The sequence below is a fragment of the Bradyrhizobium cedriense genome (assembly GCF_054602315.1).
This window is the reverse complement of the sequence record NZ_JBTSWB010000007.1, coordinates 115,150-128,359: the sequence shown is the minus strand read 5'-3', so window position 1 is coordinate 128,359 and position 13,210 is coordinate 115,150. Positions and strand designations below refer to the sequence as shown.

At 64.3% G+C, this 13,210-nt stretch carries 11 protein-coding genes; 4 read left to right on the top strand and 7 right to left on the bottom strand.

Annotation, left to right across the window (positions count from 1 at the left end):
- Positions 1 to 9: 9 nt before the first annotated feature.
- From ACYCVF_RS26125 to ACYCVF_RS26110, 4 genes are read right to left on the bottom strand one after another with little or no spacing between them, the layout of a single operon-like run.
- Positions 10 to 912, bottom strand: a complete 903-nt coding sequence (locus ACYCVF_RS26125; RefSeq protein WP_459601137.1) for an NAD(P)-dependent oxidoreductase — start codon at positions 910 to 912, stop codon at positions 10 to 12.
- A gap of 21 nt (positions 913 to 933) precedes the next feature.
- On the bottom strand, positions 934 to 2,307 hold the full coding sequence (locus tag ACYCVF_RS26120) for an amidohydrolase family protein (RefSeq protein WP_459601135.1): 1,374 nt from the start codon (positions 2,305 to 2,307) through the stop codon (positions 934 to 936).
- Between the two features lie 5 nt (positions 2,308 to 2,312).
- Positions 2,313 to 3,392 carry a maleylacetate reductase gene (locus ACYCVF_RS26115; RefSeq protein WP_459601133.1) on the bottom strand — a complete coding sequence of 360 codons (1,080 nt, stop codon included), beginning with the start codon at positions 3,390 to 3,392 and terminating at the stop codon, positions 2,313 to 2,315.
- Positions 3,389 to 3,712, bottom strand: a complete 324-nt coding sequence (locus tag ACYCVF_RS26110; protein WP_459601131.1) for a Dabb family protein — start codon at positions 3,710 to 3,712, stop codon at positions 3,389 to 3,391. The genes ACYCVF_RS26115 and ACYCVF_RS26110 overlap by 4 nt, the downstream gene beginning before the upstream one ends.
- A gap of 106 nt (positions 3,713 to 3,818) precedes the next feature.
- On the opposite strand from ACYCVF_RS26110, the gene ACYCVF_RS26105 reads away from it, so the two are divergent.
- The 3 genes from ACYCVF_RS26105 to ACYCVF_RS26095 all read left to right on the top strand — a co-directional run bounded on the left by ACYCVF_RS26105 (position 3,819) and on the right by ACYCVF_RS26095 (position 7,121).
- The gene (locus ACYCVF_RS26105; RefSeq protein ID WP_459606678.1) at positions 3,819 to 4,742 is read left to right on the top strand and encodes a LysR family transcriptional regulator; all 924 of its coding nucleotides are present in this window, start codon (positions 3,819 to 3,821) and stop codon (positions 4,740 to 4,742) included.
- A 155-nt stretch (positions 4,743 to 4,897) separates the two neighbouring features.
- Positions 4,898 to 5,365: a MarR family winged helix-turn-helix transcriptional regulator gene (locus ACYCVF_RS26100; RefSeq protein ID WP_459601127.1), complete on the top strand. Its 468-nt coding sequence runs from the start codon at positions 4,898 to 4,900 to the stop codon at positions 5,363 to 5,365.
- A gap of 46 nt (positions 5,366 to 5,411) precedes the next feature.
- The gene (locus tag ACYCVF_RS26095; RefSeq protein ID WP_459601799.1) at positions 5,412 to 7,121 is read left to right on the top strand and encodes an FAD-dependent oxidoreductase; all 1,710 of its coding nucleotides are present in this window, start codon (positions 5,412 to 5,414) and stop codon (positions 7,119 to 7,121) included.
- A gap of 78 nt (positions 7,122 to 7,199) precedes the next feature.
- Here the strand turns inward: ACYCVF_RS26095 and ACYCVF_RS26090 are convergent, their stop codons facing one another.
- The 3 genes from ACYCVF_RS26090 to ACYCVF_RS26080 form a co-directional block, all read right to left on the bottom strand.
- Positions 7,200 to 8,735 carry a glucosamine inositolphosphorylceramide transferase family protein gene (locus ACYCVF_RS26090; protein WP_459601125.1) on the bottom strand — a complete coding sequence of 512 codons (1,536 nt, stop codon included), beginning with the start codon at positions 8,733 to 8,735 and terminating at the stop codon, positions 7,200 to 7,202.
- Between the two features lie 29 nt (positions 8,736 to 8,764).
- Positions 8,765 to 9,940 carry a glycosyltransferase family 4 protein gene (locus tag ACYCVF_RS26085; protein WP_459601123.1) on the bottom strand — a complete coding sequence of 392 codons (1,176 nt, stop codon included), beginning with the start codon at positions 9,938 to 9,940 and terminating at the stop codon, positions 8,765 to 8,767.
- A gap of 233 nt (positions 9,941 to 10,173) precedes the next feature.
- Positions 10,174 to 11,520 (bottom strand): lipopolysaccharide biosynthesis protein, encoded by a 1,347-nt coding sequence (locus ACYCVF_RS26080; protein ID WP_459601121.1) that lies wholly within the window; start codon positions 11,518 to 11,520, stop codon positions 10,174 to 10,176.
- 461 nt (positions 11,521 to 11,981) lie between these two features.
- Here ACYCVF_RS26080 and ACYCVF_RS26075 point away from each other — a divergent pair, with 461 nt between their 5' ends.
- Positions 11,982 to 13,199: an FAD-dependent oxidoreductase gene (locus ACYCVF_RS26075; protein WP_459606677.1), complete on the top strand. Its 1,218-nt coding sequence runs from the start codon at positions 11,982 to 11,984 to the stop codon at positions 13,197 to 13,199.
- Positions 13,200 to 13,210: the final 11 nt, after the last annotated feature.

Genomic DNA, 13,210 nt, shown 5'->3' with positions numbered 1-13,210 from the left:
CTCCGTTGATCACAGCTTCGGCTCGCCGAGGCCGGACAGCCGTTCGAGATGCTTGACCGTTGCGATGAAGTCGGTGTCGCCGTCGCCTTGCGCCACCAGCGAGCCGTAGGTCTCGCGCACTTGAGCGGCGAGCTGCAGCGGCACGCCGACGGCATGGCCGGCGCCGAGGATGAGATCGAGATCCTTGGCCATCTGCTTGCAGGAGAAGGTGGACTCGAAATCGCGGGCCCGCAGGGGCGCGGTCTTGTACTTCACCATCGGCGAGGCGACCGCGCTGTCGTCGAGCACCTTCAAGATGTCCTGCCAGGCGATGCCACCCTTGCGCGCCAGCGCCAGGCTCTCGGCCATCATCGCCGCCGACACCGCGATCATCAGGTTGACCGAGAGCTTTGCATAGCGCGCTTCCTCGGCCGGGCCGAGATAGGTCTGGGCCCGGGTAAAGGCGCCGAACAGCGGCTTTGCGCGTTCGAAGGCGTCCTTCGGCCCCGACACGAAACAGGTCAGCGCACCCGTGTGCACGATGCTGGCGTTGCCGGAGACCGGCGAACGAAGATAGGCAATGCCGCGCGTCTGCGCGGCGGCTGCAACCTCTGTCGAAGCCTCAACGCTTACGGTGCTGGTTTCGATCAGAACAGCGCCTGTGCTCATCGCGGCGATCAGGCCGTTAGGGCCGAGCAGCGCGCCGCGCAGGGCGGCGTCATCCGGCAAGGACGTGATGACAGTCGCCTTGCCGCTCACGGCCTCGGCCGGCGATGCGGCGATCGCAATGCCTTGCGCGCGTGCCTCGTCGATCCGCACCGCGCTCTGGTCGAACGCGGTGACGGCAAAGCCGGCCTTGGCGACGAGCATCGACATCGGTAAGCCCATCTTGCCGATCCCGATGAAAGCGACATTTCTTGAAGCGTCAGTCATTGTTGTTGTCCATTGGCGCCGTCAAGCAGCGCGTCCCTGTCGTTCGATGTCTTGCACCAGCCGCTCGCCGGATTGCGCAAGCAGATGCTTCTTCGTCTCCAGCCCCTCGGCCAGCAACTGGCCGTTCCGCTTCTTCCAGGCGCCGCCGATCATGACGGCCTCGATGTTGGCGAGACTCGTCTGCATCACGACGGTGGCGACGGGATCGTGCACCGGGACAAGATTGAGGTCGGACGCGTTGATGATGACGAGGTCGGCGAGCTTGCCCGGCGTCAGCGACCCGATCTGGTGCTCGCGGCCGAGCATGCGGGCGCCTTCCGTCGTGATCCAGCGCAGTGACTCGCGGACCGGAATTGTAGTCGTCACCGGAATCGTGCCGCTCTTCTTTCGCGACTCCGCATTGTCGAGTGCGCGCTGCATCGAGAGCGCGACGCGGGCGGCCGAGAGAAGATCGCCGGCCAGCACGGATTCCAGATCAATGCCGATCGTCGGCCGCACGCCGCGTTTCAGGAGGCGTCCGGTGATCGGGAAGCCGTGGCCCTGGATCATCTCGTTCTCAGGTGTCACCGAGAAGGACACGCCGAGATCGACCATCCGGTCCAGGAGTTCATCGGCCAGATCGTTGCCATGGACGACGTTGATGCCGGCGCCGACGAGCCCGGCCTCGATCAGCTTGTCCCAGCCGCCGGGCGTCTTGGCCGGACCGCCGCCCTGATGCATCGATGCGATCAGCTGGAGTTCTCGCGCCAGGCGGAAATCGTGCATGGCGACGTCGAGAGTCGAGTAATGCGGGCCGAGAATGGCGAGCCCTAGCGTGACGAGACCGTCGCGGTCGGCGAGGGCGCCTTTCAGCAACCGCTCGACTTCGCGGCGCGGATGCGGCACTTCCGAGAAGTGCGGCTCGCCCGGCTTCGGCTCCGGTTTCGGAGAGCCGTGGAAGAACGCGGCGCGTATGCCACTGTCAATCAGGCCGCGCACGGCGGCATCGGTGTGGTCAGGCGTCGGATTGTTGTGGCACCAGTCGACCAGCGTGGTGGTGCCGCCATTGATCTGGTTCAATGCGCCGACCAGCGTTGCTATGTGGATGTCGTCGGGCTGGAACACGGTCGCCAGCCCGGCATGCATGCGGCGGAAATATTCGAGCAGCGTCCAGTTTGCGGCATAGCCTCGCAAGCCCGTCTGCCATGTGTGCATATGCGCGTTGATGAGGCCGGGGATCACGATGCGCCCGGCGCCGTCGACGATGTCGGTCTCGGTGGCACCGCTGCCGAGGTCGATCGAGGGGCGCACGTCGACGATCCGGCTGCCTTCGACCAGCACATCGCCGCTCGAAAGGTCGCCGATCGCGTCATCCATGCTGATGACGGTCGCAGATCTGATCAGCGTGCGCCGCATCGTTTTCACGCTGCCGCTGCAACGGCGCCCGGCGGCTCGCCGGCCCAGGCGCGTGCGATCAGATCGTGAATGGCATTTCGTTCAAGCGGCCGCGGATTCCAGTAGGCATTCGTCACCGCAAGATCGGCGGCCTTATCGATGCCACCCTCAGGCATCCCGATATCACGCAGCGCGACCTTCGCACCCAGCCGTTGCGCAAGCTCGAAAAGCCCCTGCGATGCGTCGGCAGCGCCGATCGCGCGCGAGATGCGCGCCATCGCATCGGGCACGGCTGGCGCGTTGTAAGCCAGCGCGTGCGGCAGCACGATGGTGTGGGTTTCGGCGTGCGGCAGGTCGAAAGTGCCGCCTAACGTGTGGCAGAGCTTGTGATGCAGCGCCATGCCGACGGTGCCGAGGCAGACGCCGCACAGCCAGGCGCCGTAGAGCGCTTCGGTGCGGGCCTCGCGGTCGTCGCTTCTGACGGCAATGGCGGGAAGGGCGCGTGCCAACGCGCGAATGCCCTCTTCCGCCATCAGCGACGTCACGGGATTGGCGTCACGTGCGTAAAGCGCTTCCACCGCATGCGCGATCGCATTGATCCCGGATGTTGCGGCCAGACTTGCCGGCAGGGTCAGGGTGAGATCAACATCATAGATCACGGTCTCCGGCAGCACAGCGGGATCGCGCACCGTCGTCTTCAGGCCGTTCTCGGTCTGGCCGACGATCGGCGTCATCTCCGAGCCGGCATAGGTGGTGGGGATGCAGAGCTGGTTGATTCCGGTGCGCAACGCCAGCGCCTTGCCGAGGCCCGTGGTCGAGCCGCCGCCGAGCGAAACGACGCAATCGGCCTCGCACGCCTTCAGCGCCGCGAGCGCGCGTTGCGTCACCTCGACCGGTGTGTGCATGGTCGCGCCCGGAAAGATGTCGGCATAGAGCGGGCCAAGCGCCGCGCCGAGAGCTCTTCCTTGCGCCTCCTGCTGCGGCGTTGTCAGCACCAGCGCGCGCTTGCCGCCGAGCCGCTCGACCTCGGCTTTTGCCGCCGCAAGTGTTCCGCTGCCGAACACGACGCGGCAGGGCAGGTTTTCGAAGGTGAACGAGCCGATCATGCGCCGGCCTCTTTGATGGGATAATCGACCTGGAAGCGCCCGATGCGCAAGTCGCCCAACGCCTCGCGCACCCGCAAATGTTCGGGGTGGCTGGCATAGGCCGCCAGCGCGGCGTGGTCAGTGAATTCGGAGACCAGAACGACGTCGCAGGCGTAGTCGACATCGCTGACGTCGAGGCCGACCTCGATATGAGTGAGGCCGTCGATCCGGCCGCGCAGGCCCTCGAACAGGGTTTTGACCTTGACCCGGGCGGCGGCGCGCTCCTCAGGGGTCTCCCCGCGTAGTCGCCACATCACGATGTGCCTGATCGGGCCCGACATTTCCTGGTTTCCTCGCCTGCGACTTGTTTTGTTGGTGCCATTTTGCCTTGCAGAAATCGGAAATAAAGGCCAAAATTTGTAAGTCTCTTTTCCTATTTTAGCAAAAATGGACCGCCTGCTCCAACTCGAGGTCTTCTCCAGAACCGCCGAACTCGGCAGCCTCTCCAAGGCCGCCGAAACCCTGCGGATGTCGAACGCGGCCGCCAGCCGTCATCTGAGCGCGCTCGAGGAGCGGCTGGCAGTCCGGCTGATCGAGCGCAACACGCGCCGGCAATGGCTGACCGAAGCAGGGCAGGAGCTGTTGCAGCGTTGCAGCACGCTGTTGAACGAGCTGGCCGAGGCCGAGGACGCGGTCTCCGATCGCGCGCTGTCGCCGAAGGGCATGCTGCGCGTGACGAGCTCGCTGTCCTTCGCGATGATCTATCTCGCGCCGATGCTGCCGGCCTTCCGCGCGCTCTATCCCCATCTCAACATGCAGATCATCAGCGCGAACCGGTATCCCGACTTCATCGAAGCCGGCATCGACGTCGCGATCCGCACGCGCGAGCACGAGCCGGATTCCAACATCATCGTGCGCCGCATCGGCCAGATGCACCGCGTGCTCGCGGCGGCTCCTTCCTACCTGGAAAAGCACGGACGGCCGGAGCATCCCGCCGATCTCGCCCGCCACAGCATGCTGATCTACAACCTCGCCAATGATCCCTATTCGCTGCGGCTGAGCCAGGGCAGCACCACGCAGACGGTCCGGATCGCGCCGACGCTCGACAGCAATGACGGCCAGATCATCTGCGGCGCAGCGCGCGCAGGGCTGGGGATACTGATCCAACCGCTTTACATCGTGCAGAGCGATATCGCAGCCGGCCGCCTGGTGCCCGTTCTGGTGGGCTGGGAGCTTCCGCTGCTCACCATGAACATCGCCTATCAAAACCGCGTCAGGCTGCCGGCCAAGATCAGGGTGTTTTCCGACTTCCTTGTCGCCTACATCCGCGAGCATTCAGAACCGGGGATCTGGATCGACGCGACGACGTGAGCGGACGGTGTATCGATCCCGGAATCGATCTCCCGCGCGATCACGCCATCCCTAGACGAGCTGCGAGCGCACGTGTGCTGATCGGCCCACATGAGCGCACCGCCGCTGTGGTAACTTCCCACGATCTCGATCGGTCGATTCGGAAAGTGCATCCATTGAAGACCAGAACATCTGGGACCGCGTGGCGGCACGCCAATATTGGTCGCCTGCTCAACAACGCGGTCCGGCGTTTCGAGGGCCGCGTGCTCGAGCTGATGAGCGAGCGGGGACACGACGAAACGCGCATCGCCCACGTCGGTCTCACGCGCAATCTCGATGTGGAGGGGACGAGGCTCACCCAGCTCGCCCGCCGCGCGTCCATGAGCAAGCAGGCGATGGGTGAATTGGTCGACCAATGCGCCGAGCTCGGCCTCGTGCATCGAGTCGCCGATCCGACCGACCGGCGTGCGCGCATCGTCAAGTTCACCCCGGCAGGGCTCCAATGGTTGGCCGCGTTCCGCGATGCGGTCGACAGTGCCGAGCGGGAGATGCGTGCCGAGCTTGGCAAGGCCACGATGGATGCGATCCTGAAGGGGCTCGCGCTCTACGGTGCGGAGTTCGACACGCTCGGCGACGTCAAATAGTCAGGCTACTTGACAATATTCGTCAGGCGACCTTACCATGCATGCGATGCCGGTGGGGAGAAGCGTCTTGGAGACACGTCTAAGGGCCGCGGTGCTTATCGTGGGTGGGGGGCCGTGCGGGCTGATGCTGGCCAACGAGCTCGGCCGCCGCGGCGTGTCGGCGATCCTGGTCGATGAAAAGCCCGGCACCGCATTCAATCCGCAGGCGAATGCGACGCAGGCGCGCTCGATGGAGCACTATCGCCGGCTGGGCTTTGCCGACGAGATCAGGCGCGAGGGCCTGCCTGCAGACTATCCGACCGACGTCGCTTATTTCACGCGCTATGCGGCTTACGAGCTGGCGCGGTTCGCGTTGCCGTCTTCATCGCGCGCGGGTGAGCTCATCAAGGGCCTGTCGGGTTCCTGGAGCGCTGCGGAGCTGCCGCACCGGGTCTCGCAGAAATATGTCGAGGCCGTGCTGCGCCGCCATGCCGAACGGCTTGCTGGAATCGAACTCAACTACGGCCATCGGATGATCGGTTACGTCGAAAGGGATGACGGCATCGTGGGCGAAGTCGAATGCCTCGATGATGGCTGCCGTTTTCAGGTCCAAGCCGACTTCCTCGTCGGCGCCGACGGGCCGCGCTCGATGGTCCGCCAATCGCTCGGCATCGTCTATGGCGGCGAGACCGGAACGCAACGCGATTTCATGGGGGGCCGCATGCTGGCGGTCTATCTTCGTTCACCGGACTTCTATGCGAGCGTCCCGCACGCAAGGGCCTGGATGTACAATTGCTTCAACAGCGATCGCCGCGCTTTCATGGCATCGGTGAACGGACGCGACGAATTCGCATTTCATACGCAGCTTCGGCCGGGCGAAGACGGGAGTGCGATTACGATCAACGATGCCAGGGCTGCGTTCCAGCGCGCCTGCGGTGCGCCAATCGACTGCGATGTGCTGTCCTTCCTGACCTGGACCGCTGGTCACGCGCTGGTCGCGGACGGCATGCGACGGGGCCGGGTTTTTCTCGGCGGCGACGCGGCGCATCTGTTCACGCCGACTGGCGGGCTCGGCTACAACACCGCGACCGAGGATGCGGTCAATCTCGGCTGGAAGCTCGCAAGCGTCGTCAAGGGTTTGAGTCCAGCGACGCTGCTCGACAGCTACGAAATCGAGCGGCGTCCGGTGGCGCTCCGCAACACCGACTACGCGCGGCGCTTCGCCGACTCCCTTGGCCTGTTCGCGCCCGCGCCGGAGATCGAGGACGACACGGACGAGGGCCGCGAGGCGCGGCGGATGGCAGGCGTCTATCTCGAGCGGCACGCTCGTGCGGAGTTCAACATCCCCGGTGTAACCTTCGGCGGACGCTACGACAACTCGCCGATCATCGTCTCCGATGGCAGCCTGCCGCCGCCCGACGCCGCGAATGTCTACGTTCCAAGCGCCTGTCCGGGAGGCCGCGCGCCTCATGCGTGGCTGGAGGGCGGCGCCTCCCTGTACGATCTGTTCGGCTTCGAGTGGACGCTGCTTCAGTTCGGCGAGGTTCTGTCCCCTCATGCGTCATTCGCTGAAACCATTGGCGCGATCGGCGTCGATGTGAAGCTCGTCACGCTGCCGAGATCCTTGCGCGATCTCTATGAGGCGGACCTTGCCCTGATACGTCCCGATCAGATCGTGGCCTGGCGCGGTGCCGCGTCGCAGGCAGGAACGATCGGGCGCGTCCTTGCGCGCGCGCTTGGACGCGATGCGAGTGACGCCGCGCGGCTGGCCGGCTGATCGAATCCCGCTGCGCATGCGGTCCGCGGCCGTACGGCGATTCTGCCGCGCCACGACGGACCTGTTCAGCCACCCGAGCTAGCAGGCGGTATAAGAGCTGGTTCGCGCCGGCAACACGGCCGATGGAATTTTGCTTGCGAAGGCACTCGTCTTGGGCTGGACGCGCGATCCGTCGATCACCTCGAGCCGGCCGCAGCGGTTCAGGGTGTGCAGCTTCCTGCCGGGCCATGCCGGTCCCGGCTTCAGAGAGTGACGCACGATCTGCTTGAACGCCGTCGGCGACAGTTCGACCACTTCCGCCAGGGCGAGCGCGGCACCGTATCCGTCCGTGCAGTTCTGGACCGGGCGCCACAATTTGTCATTGAGAGTGACGAAATTCCCGGCCGGCCGCGTGCTTGCGCGGTCGATCAGGACCGGATTGCTGGCATGGGGCAACCAGTTCCCCAAGAGGCGATCGGCGTGATAGATCGCCAGCGAATCCGAATAGCCGCCGGTGCCGTCGCGCCAGGCGCCAAATAGATAATGCAGGCCGTTGTGCCGGGTGATCGTGGCGTCGGCGAGCTCGAGGCCAGAAAGGAGCGTCGCGTATCGCTCCCATTTGTCCGGAAACCGAACGCATTTGTAGAGGGCGACGTCCCCGCGGGTCGAGCTCTCCGGGATCATCCACAGCTCGCCATCGTCTTCGATCAGAAACGGATAGGAGAGGTGCCAAGGCTCCTCCAGCGCCGGCATCACCTCGCCGACTGGTCCTGCGTCATTGAACTCGATCGCCGAAATGATGCCTTTTCCGACACGGTGATCGAGATCCTCAAAGAAGACGAACGTTCGTCCCTGCCATGTGATGGGAAAGGGATCGGCGTAGAAGTGGTTTCCAGGATCTTCCAGAACGTTCCAGCTTGGACCTGATAGATCGCCGGTCTGCCAGACGCCCGCGCCGTCATTGAACCGCCATCCGACATGCCAATGCGGTGCATAGCAGCAGAGGCGATAGACCTCCTTGGCGATCGATGCGGCAAGGCCGCGAGCAACATGGCCAACAGGTCCGCGGTGCGAGCCGTTTCCAACGGGGCGCGCCAGCTGCGGCACAATTCGCGGCCTTCCCGACAGGATCGCCGCCACCAGGGTCAGGGTTCGCGCCATGACCGTTTCGAGCGCGCCGCTGAGGCCGGCGGCGATTTCTCCGGATGGATGGCCGCGGTCGAGGACTGAACCGTCGATATCGTTGACGATGTCGATCACGGGCAGGTCGCCGGCGAGAACGGCGGCGAGTGCGGCATTCTCGCCCGCAACTCCGTTGAACAGGGGCCTGAGATACAGCCGGGGAGAAGAACTCGGATCCCGCGCGGCACCCGTGAAATCGACGATCACGTCGGCCGTCTCGGTGTGAACCTTAGCGCTTTCCGGAACGATCTTCAGCCTGTCGGAACCGCTAGCTCTGCCCTTGTGCAACACCACGCGCTCGAGCTCGAACAGGGCATCGAGGCCTGCGGGCCGCGGCTCCGCCGTTGGCACCCATACGATTTGAACCGGAACGTCCCGCCCGTCGATCGACAGGGTCTCGCGGTTCATCCAACGCCGCGCGTACTCCCGTTCACAGCGAAACTCGATGATCATGCCGAGCCAATCTAGTCCCACGTGTCAGGTCAAACGACCTGGTCGAGAATTCGAACGTATTGCTCGACCATGGCATCTACCGAATAGCGCAACCTCAGGCCTTTGGCATTTTGTCGCAGTTCGTTGTTCAGGTGCTTGTCCGTCAGCAGCGTGCAGACGGCTGCTGAGAGCTTCGTGTGATCGGAGGCGTCGACGAACAGCGCGGTTGGTCTTCCTTCGTAGGACAACACTTCACGCAGGACGGGAAGATCGGTCACGACGGAGGGAACGCCGGCGTTCGCGGCTTCGACCGCGGCCAGACCGAAGGTTTCGGCCTGTGTCGGAAACACGAACACGTCCAGACAGGCGAGGAAGTCCGCCATCCGGCTGGGAGGGATCTCCCCGAGCAAATGCAGACGGTCCGAGACGTTCAGGTCGTTCGCCAGCAGCCTCAGCCGGGCCTCGTCGGCTCCCTGGCCGGCGAGCGCGAGGTGCCAGGATGGCCGATCCGGCAACAGACGTATCGCCAGATCGAGCCGCTTGTGCGGATGCAGCCTCGCCGCGCAGCCGAGCAGGACGCGATCGGGCGGCAGGTTGAACTTCTGTCGCGCTGCTTCCTTCGACAAAGTAAGGGCCTTGTCGTCGAAGCCGTGCGGGACATGTACCATGCGCGAACGGTAGGCCGCGGGGTAACGCGAATACTCGCGCTCCATGTCCCGCGAATTGAGCGTGATGCGGTCAAAGAAACCGAGGCTGCCCATGACGACATCAGCAGTGCGGACCGGCCAGCTCATCGACAGCGCGGACGAAACCTGATTTGCGACAACCGGTGCCCGGCTGACGAGGCGCGTCACGCCGCCGCCGATGACGTTGCCGAAATGCTGGAAGGTCAGGACGGCGTCGGGCCTGGTGGTCCGGATGTGGCGGCCGAGCGTCCAGAGCATCCGCAGCAGCGCCACCGGATTCCCGGGCCGGTCCGACGCGCAGTAGAGCGTGTCGGGCGGCTCGACGAAAGAGTCCGATTTGCGGAAGAAGAACAGATTGGTGACCCGGTAGCCGCGAGTGGTTAGGCCGGCGCCGAGAAGCCGGGAGATCTCCTGCGCACCGGCATTCTCGGCCTGGGTTTGTACGAGGAGGACGTGCAGCTTCGGCCCGCCGCCGTGCGGTCGCGCCGGTGCCGTCGGGCTCGTCTCGCCCAATTCCTTGTTCGGCTGATAGTGGAGCACGGATCCCGACCCGCTAAAGAAACGAAATCTTCACCTTCTTAACTCCGTACCTATCATGCGGGTATCGCGCGGACACTGGCTAGCAGCAAACGGAGTTAATGCGTGGCTTGGTCACGGCGTCGTTCCCGCAGCAATTCCACTGGTTTTCGGCTGGTGCGCAGTGCGCGTGTTAACCATCGGCCTTGCGCGCTGCCGGCGCTTGGCGGCGGACGCCAGCGAAGGCGTGATGACACCTAGTCGCGCGAGTCCGCGCCGCGCACCGCATAGTTGCCGCGCCTGAAGACCGAGAAGCGCAGGAGCACGAGAATTGAGGGATCCACCCCGGTCCGCCGGCGGCAGAGGACGTTCAGGGCGATGGTCGCGAGTCCGAGCGACACGGTCGCCGAAATGGCCGCACCGAGCACACCGAGCCAGGGAATGAGGACGAGAAATCCCACGAGGCGCAGCGCGACGTTGGCGGCAACGACCGGAACATAGACTCGTTCGTGGCCGGTCAGCTGCAGGATCGCGGCAGACGGGCCGCCTGCCGCCTGGATGGCGGTTCCGATCGCGAGCACGACCAGGACCGAGTGCTGCTCGGTGAAATGAGGTCCAAACAGGTTGAGCAGATATGGGCCGCCGATCCAGATCGTGGCGAGACCGGCGATAACGCAAAGTGCGGTCACTTCGGCCATCAACCGCAAAGTCCGCTCGAACTCCTGGTGATTCTTGCTGAAATACAGTGAAGGAAGCCGGCGCGCGCCGAAAGTGTACAGCGCTGCGGACAGCATGGCGAAGATGTTGGCGAGACGCGAGGCGGCGAAGTAGATTCCCGCGGTCGCCGGATCCAGCATCCAGTAGACCAGAATGACGTCGAAATACTGGTTGGCGACTTCAAGGATGGATGCGAGCCAGAAGTGAAGGGCGCTCGATCGCCAACGGGTCGTTTCGAAGCGCGCCGGCGTACCGCGCAAATCCGGCAGCACTCTTGCGATCGATACGATCTGCGCAACGAGGCCGGCCGACATGGCCATTGTCATGACGGCGAACAACTCGGCGGGATCGAGTTGCCGGTGGCCGAGCAGCATGGCGAGCAGGAATAGGACGACGATGACTCGCCAGAAGAACTCGCGATTTCCCTCGCCCATGAGAATGCTGACAAGCGAGCGCGCAATCTGGCTGCCGAGCATCACGCCGGCATTGACGGCTGTGTAGGCCGACACCGCGAGAATCAGCAGCCACCAGTCGCCTCTCGCGCCCGTCACGACGGCGATCCCGGCGATCACGATCAGCATTGCGACCGAGGTGATCTTGAAGCTCGACTGGAGAAGGCCCTTGGTAAGGTCCGGCCTGTCGTCGACCTGATACTCGTTCAGGAACCGCACCAACAGGGATTCCTGGCCGACCAATCCCACGACGGCTGCGATCTGGGCGACCGAAAGCCACGTCGCAAAGATGCCGAAGCCATCGGGCGACATCGTTCGTGCCGCCAGCGAGAACAATGCGAACGCGAGGGCGCCGCTGCCAACCTTGAGAAGGATGGTCCCGGCAACACCGCGCGTGACATCGCGCCGCATGAACTGGAGGATGGATTCAATCATGGGGGGTTTAAGGGGCTACGTTCCCCTGGAGATGCATGTTCCGGTACCGCCGACACCTAGCATGCCGAAACAGCGCGAGTGTTAACGGGCGACTTGCGGGAAATCGCCGGTTGCGACGATATCGCGGCTTCGCCGCCTGCCTCACTCTGGAACATCGTCGTCCTCATTGTCCCGGTTGGTGCAAAGTCAAACTCGACCGACTGACGGCATGGCGCCGCATTCGATGACCGGAGATGGCGCGATCGGCCGTTCGAGTGCGGAATGGTGGGATCGACCATCGGGATGTCGGAACCCGGAATCTACGGAAAGTCTCGAGCAAGACGCGTGCCGGGACGGTGGCAATGCGCCAGCGCTCCCGCTCATTAACCTCAATCTCCGGAAATGATCGCGCTTGGCTCGGTGATGCGACATCAGGCGGGAGAATTGCACTGGAACCGCGGTTAACCGTGGGAGCCGAGGCCATGACGACGGATAGAACCGAGCCAACGGACGAGAACGAGGCGGCACCGATCGTCTCCGACATCGCCGTTGTCGGCGGTGGCCTTGCAGGATCGCTTGCGGCGGCCGTGCTGGCGCGGGCAGGGCATCGCGTTGCTCTCGTCGAGAAGCGCGCGATCTATCCGGACGAATTCCGGGTCGAGAAGATCGGCGGCCATCAGCTGGAGCTGTTTCGCAAGCTGGGCTTTCTCAATGCGCTCGAGGATGCTGCTTGCCGATATGATCGGGTGCTCAATATCCGGGAGGGCAAAGTGGTCGATGTCAGCGTCGGCCAAGCCTACGGATTTCCCTATGCTGATCTCGTCGCCATGGCGCGTCGCCAGATCCCCGATCCATCCAACATGATCGTCGACGAGGTCACCGCGATCAGCAGCAGCGACGATGTCCAGCATCTCGAGTTGGCCTCCGGACGGCGCATCACGGCTCGCCTCGTTGTTCTGGCAACGGGCATGGCGGGGGTCCTCGGTTACAAGCTCGGCATCAGGCGGCGCGTGTTGGCCGAGCGCCATTCGGTTTCATTCGGCTTCACGATCGCTCGCCAGGACGGCGCTCCGTTCGATTTCGAGGCGTTGACCTGCTACGGCGAACGCACGGCGGACGGTATCGATTATCTCAGCCTGTTTCCCGTTCGTGCCGGCATGCGGGCCAATCTCTTCATGTTCCGCGATCCGACGGATCCGATCATGCGCGAGTTGCGTCGCGAACCGGAGGCCACAGTCTTGCGGCTGCTGCCGGGATTGCGGAGCTATCTTGGCGATTTCGGTGTGATCGACCGGGTCCAGAACTGGGTGATGGATCTGACCGTCGTCGAGGGCCATCTCCAGCCCGGCATCGTGCTCATCGGCGACGCTTTCCAGACCAACTGTCCCGCCGCCGGCACCGGTGTTGCCCGGCTGCTGGTGGACGTCGATCGTCTTTGTACCGAATACGCGTCGCGGTGGCTCATGACCCCGGGCATGGGCCTGGAGAAGATCTCGCAATTCTATTCCGATCGGGACAAGATCGCGGCGGACCAGCAGTCGCTGAGGATGGCGCGCTTCCGCGAGGCCCTGACATCCCGCAACGACATCGGCTGGGACGTGCGGCGACGGTTGCACTTCCTGCGGCGCAGTCTGGCACATCGCGTCGACCAGATGCATCCGGGCTGGCTTGGGCGTGTCCGCGGCGCATTGCGCGCCTGAGCTCTGCCCCC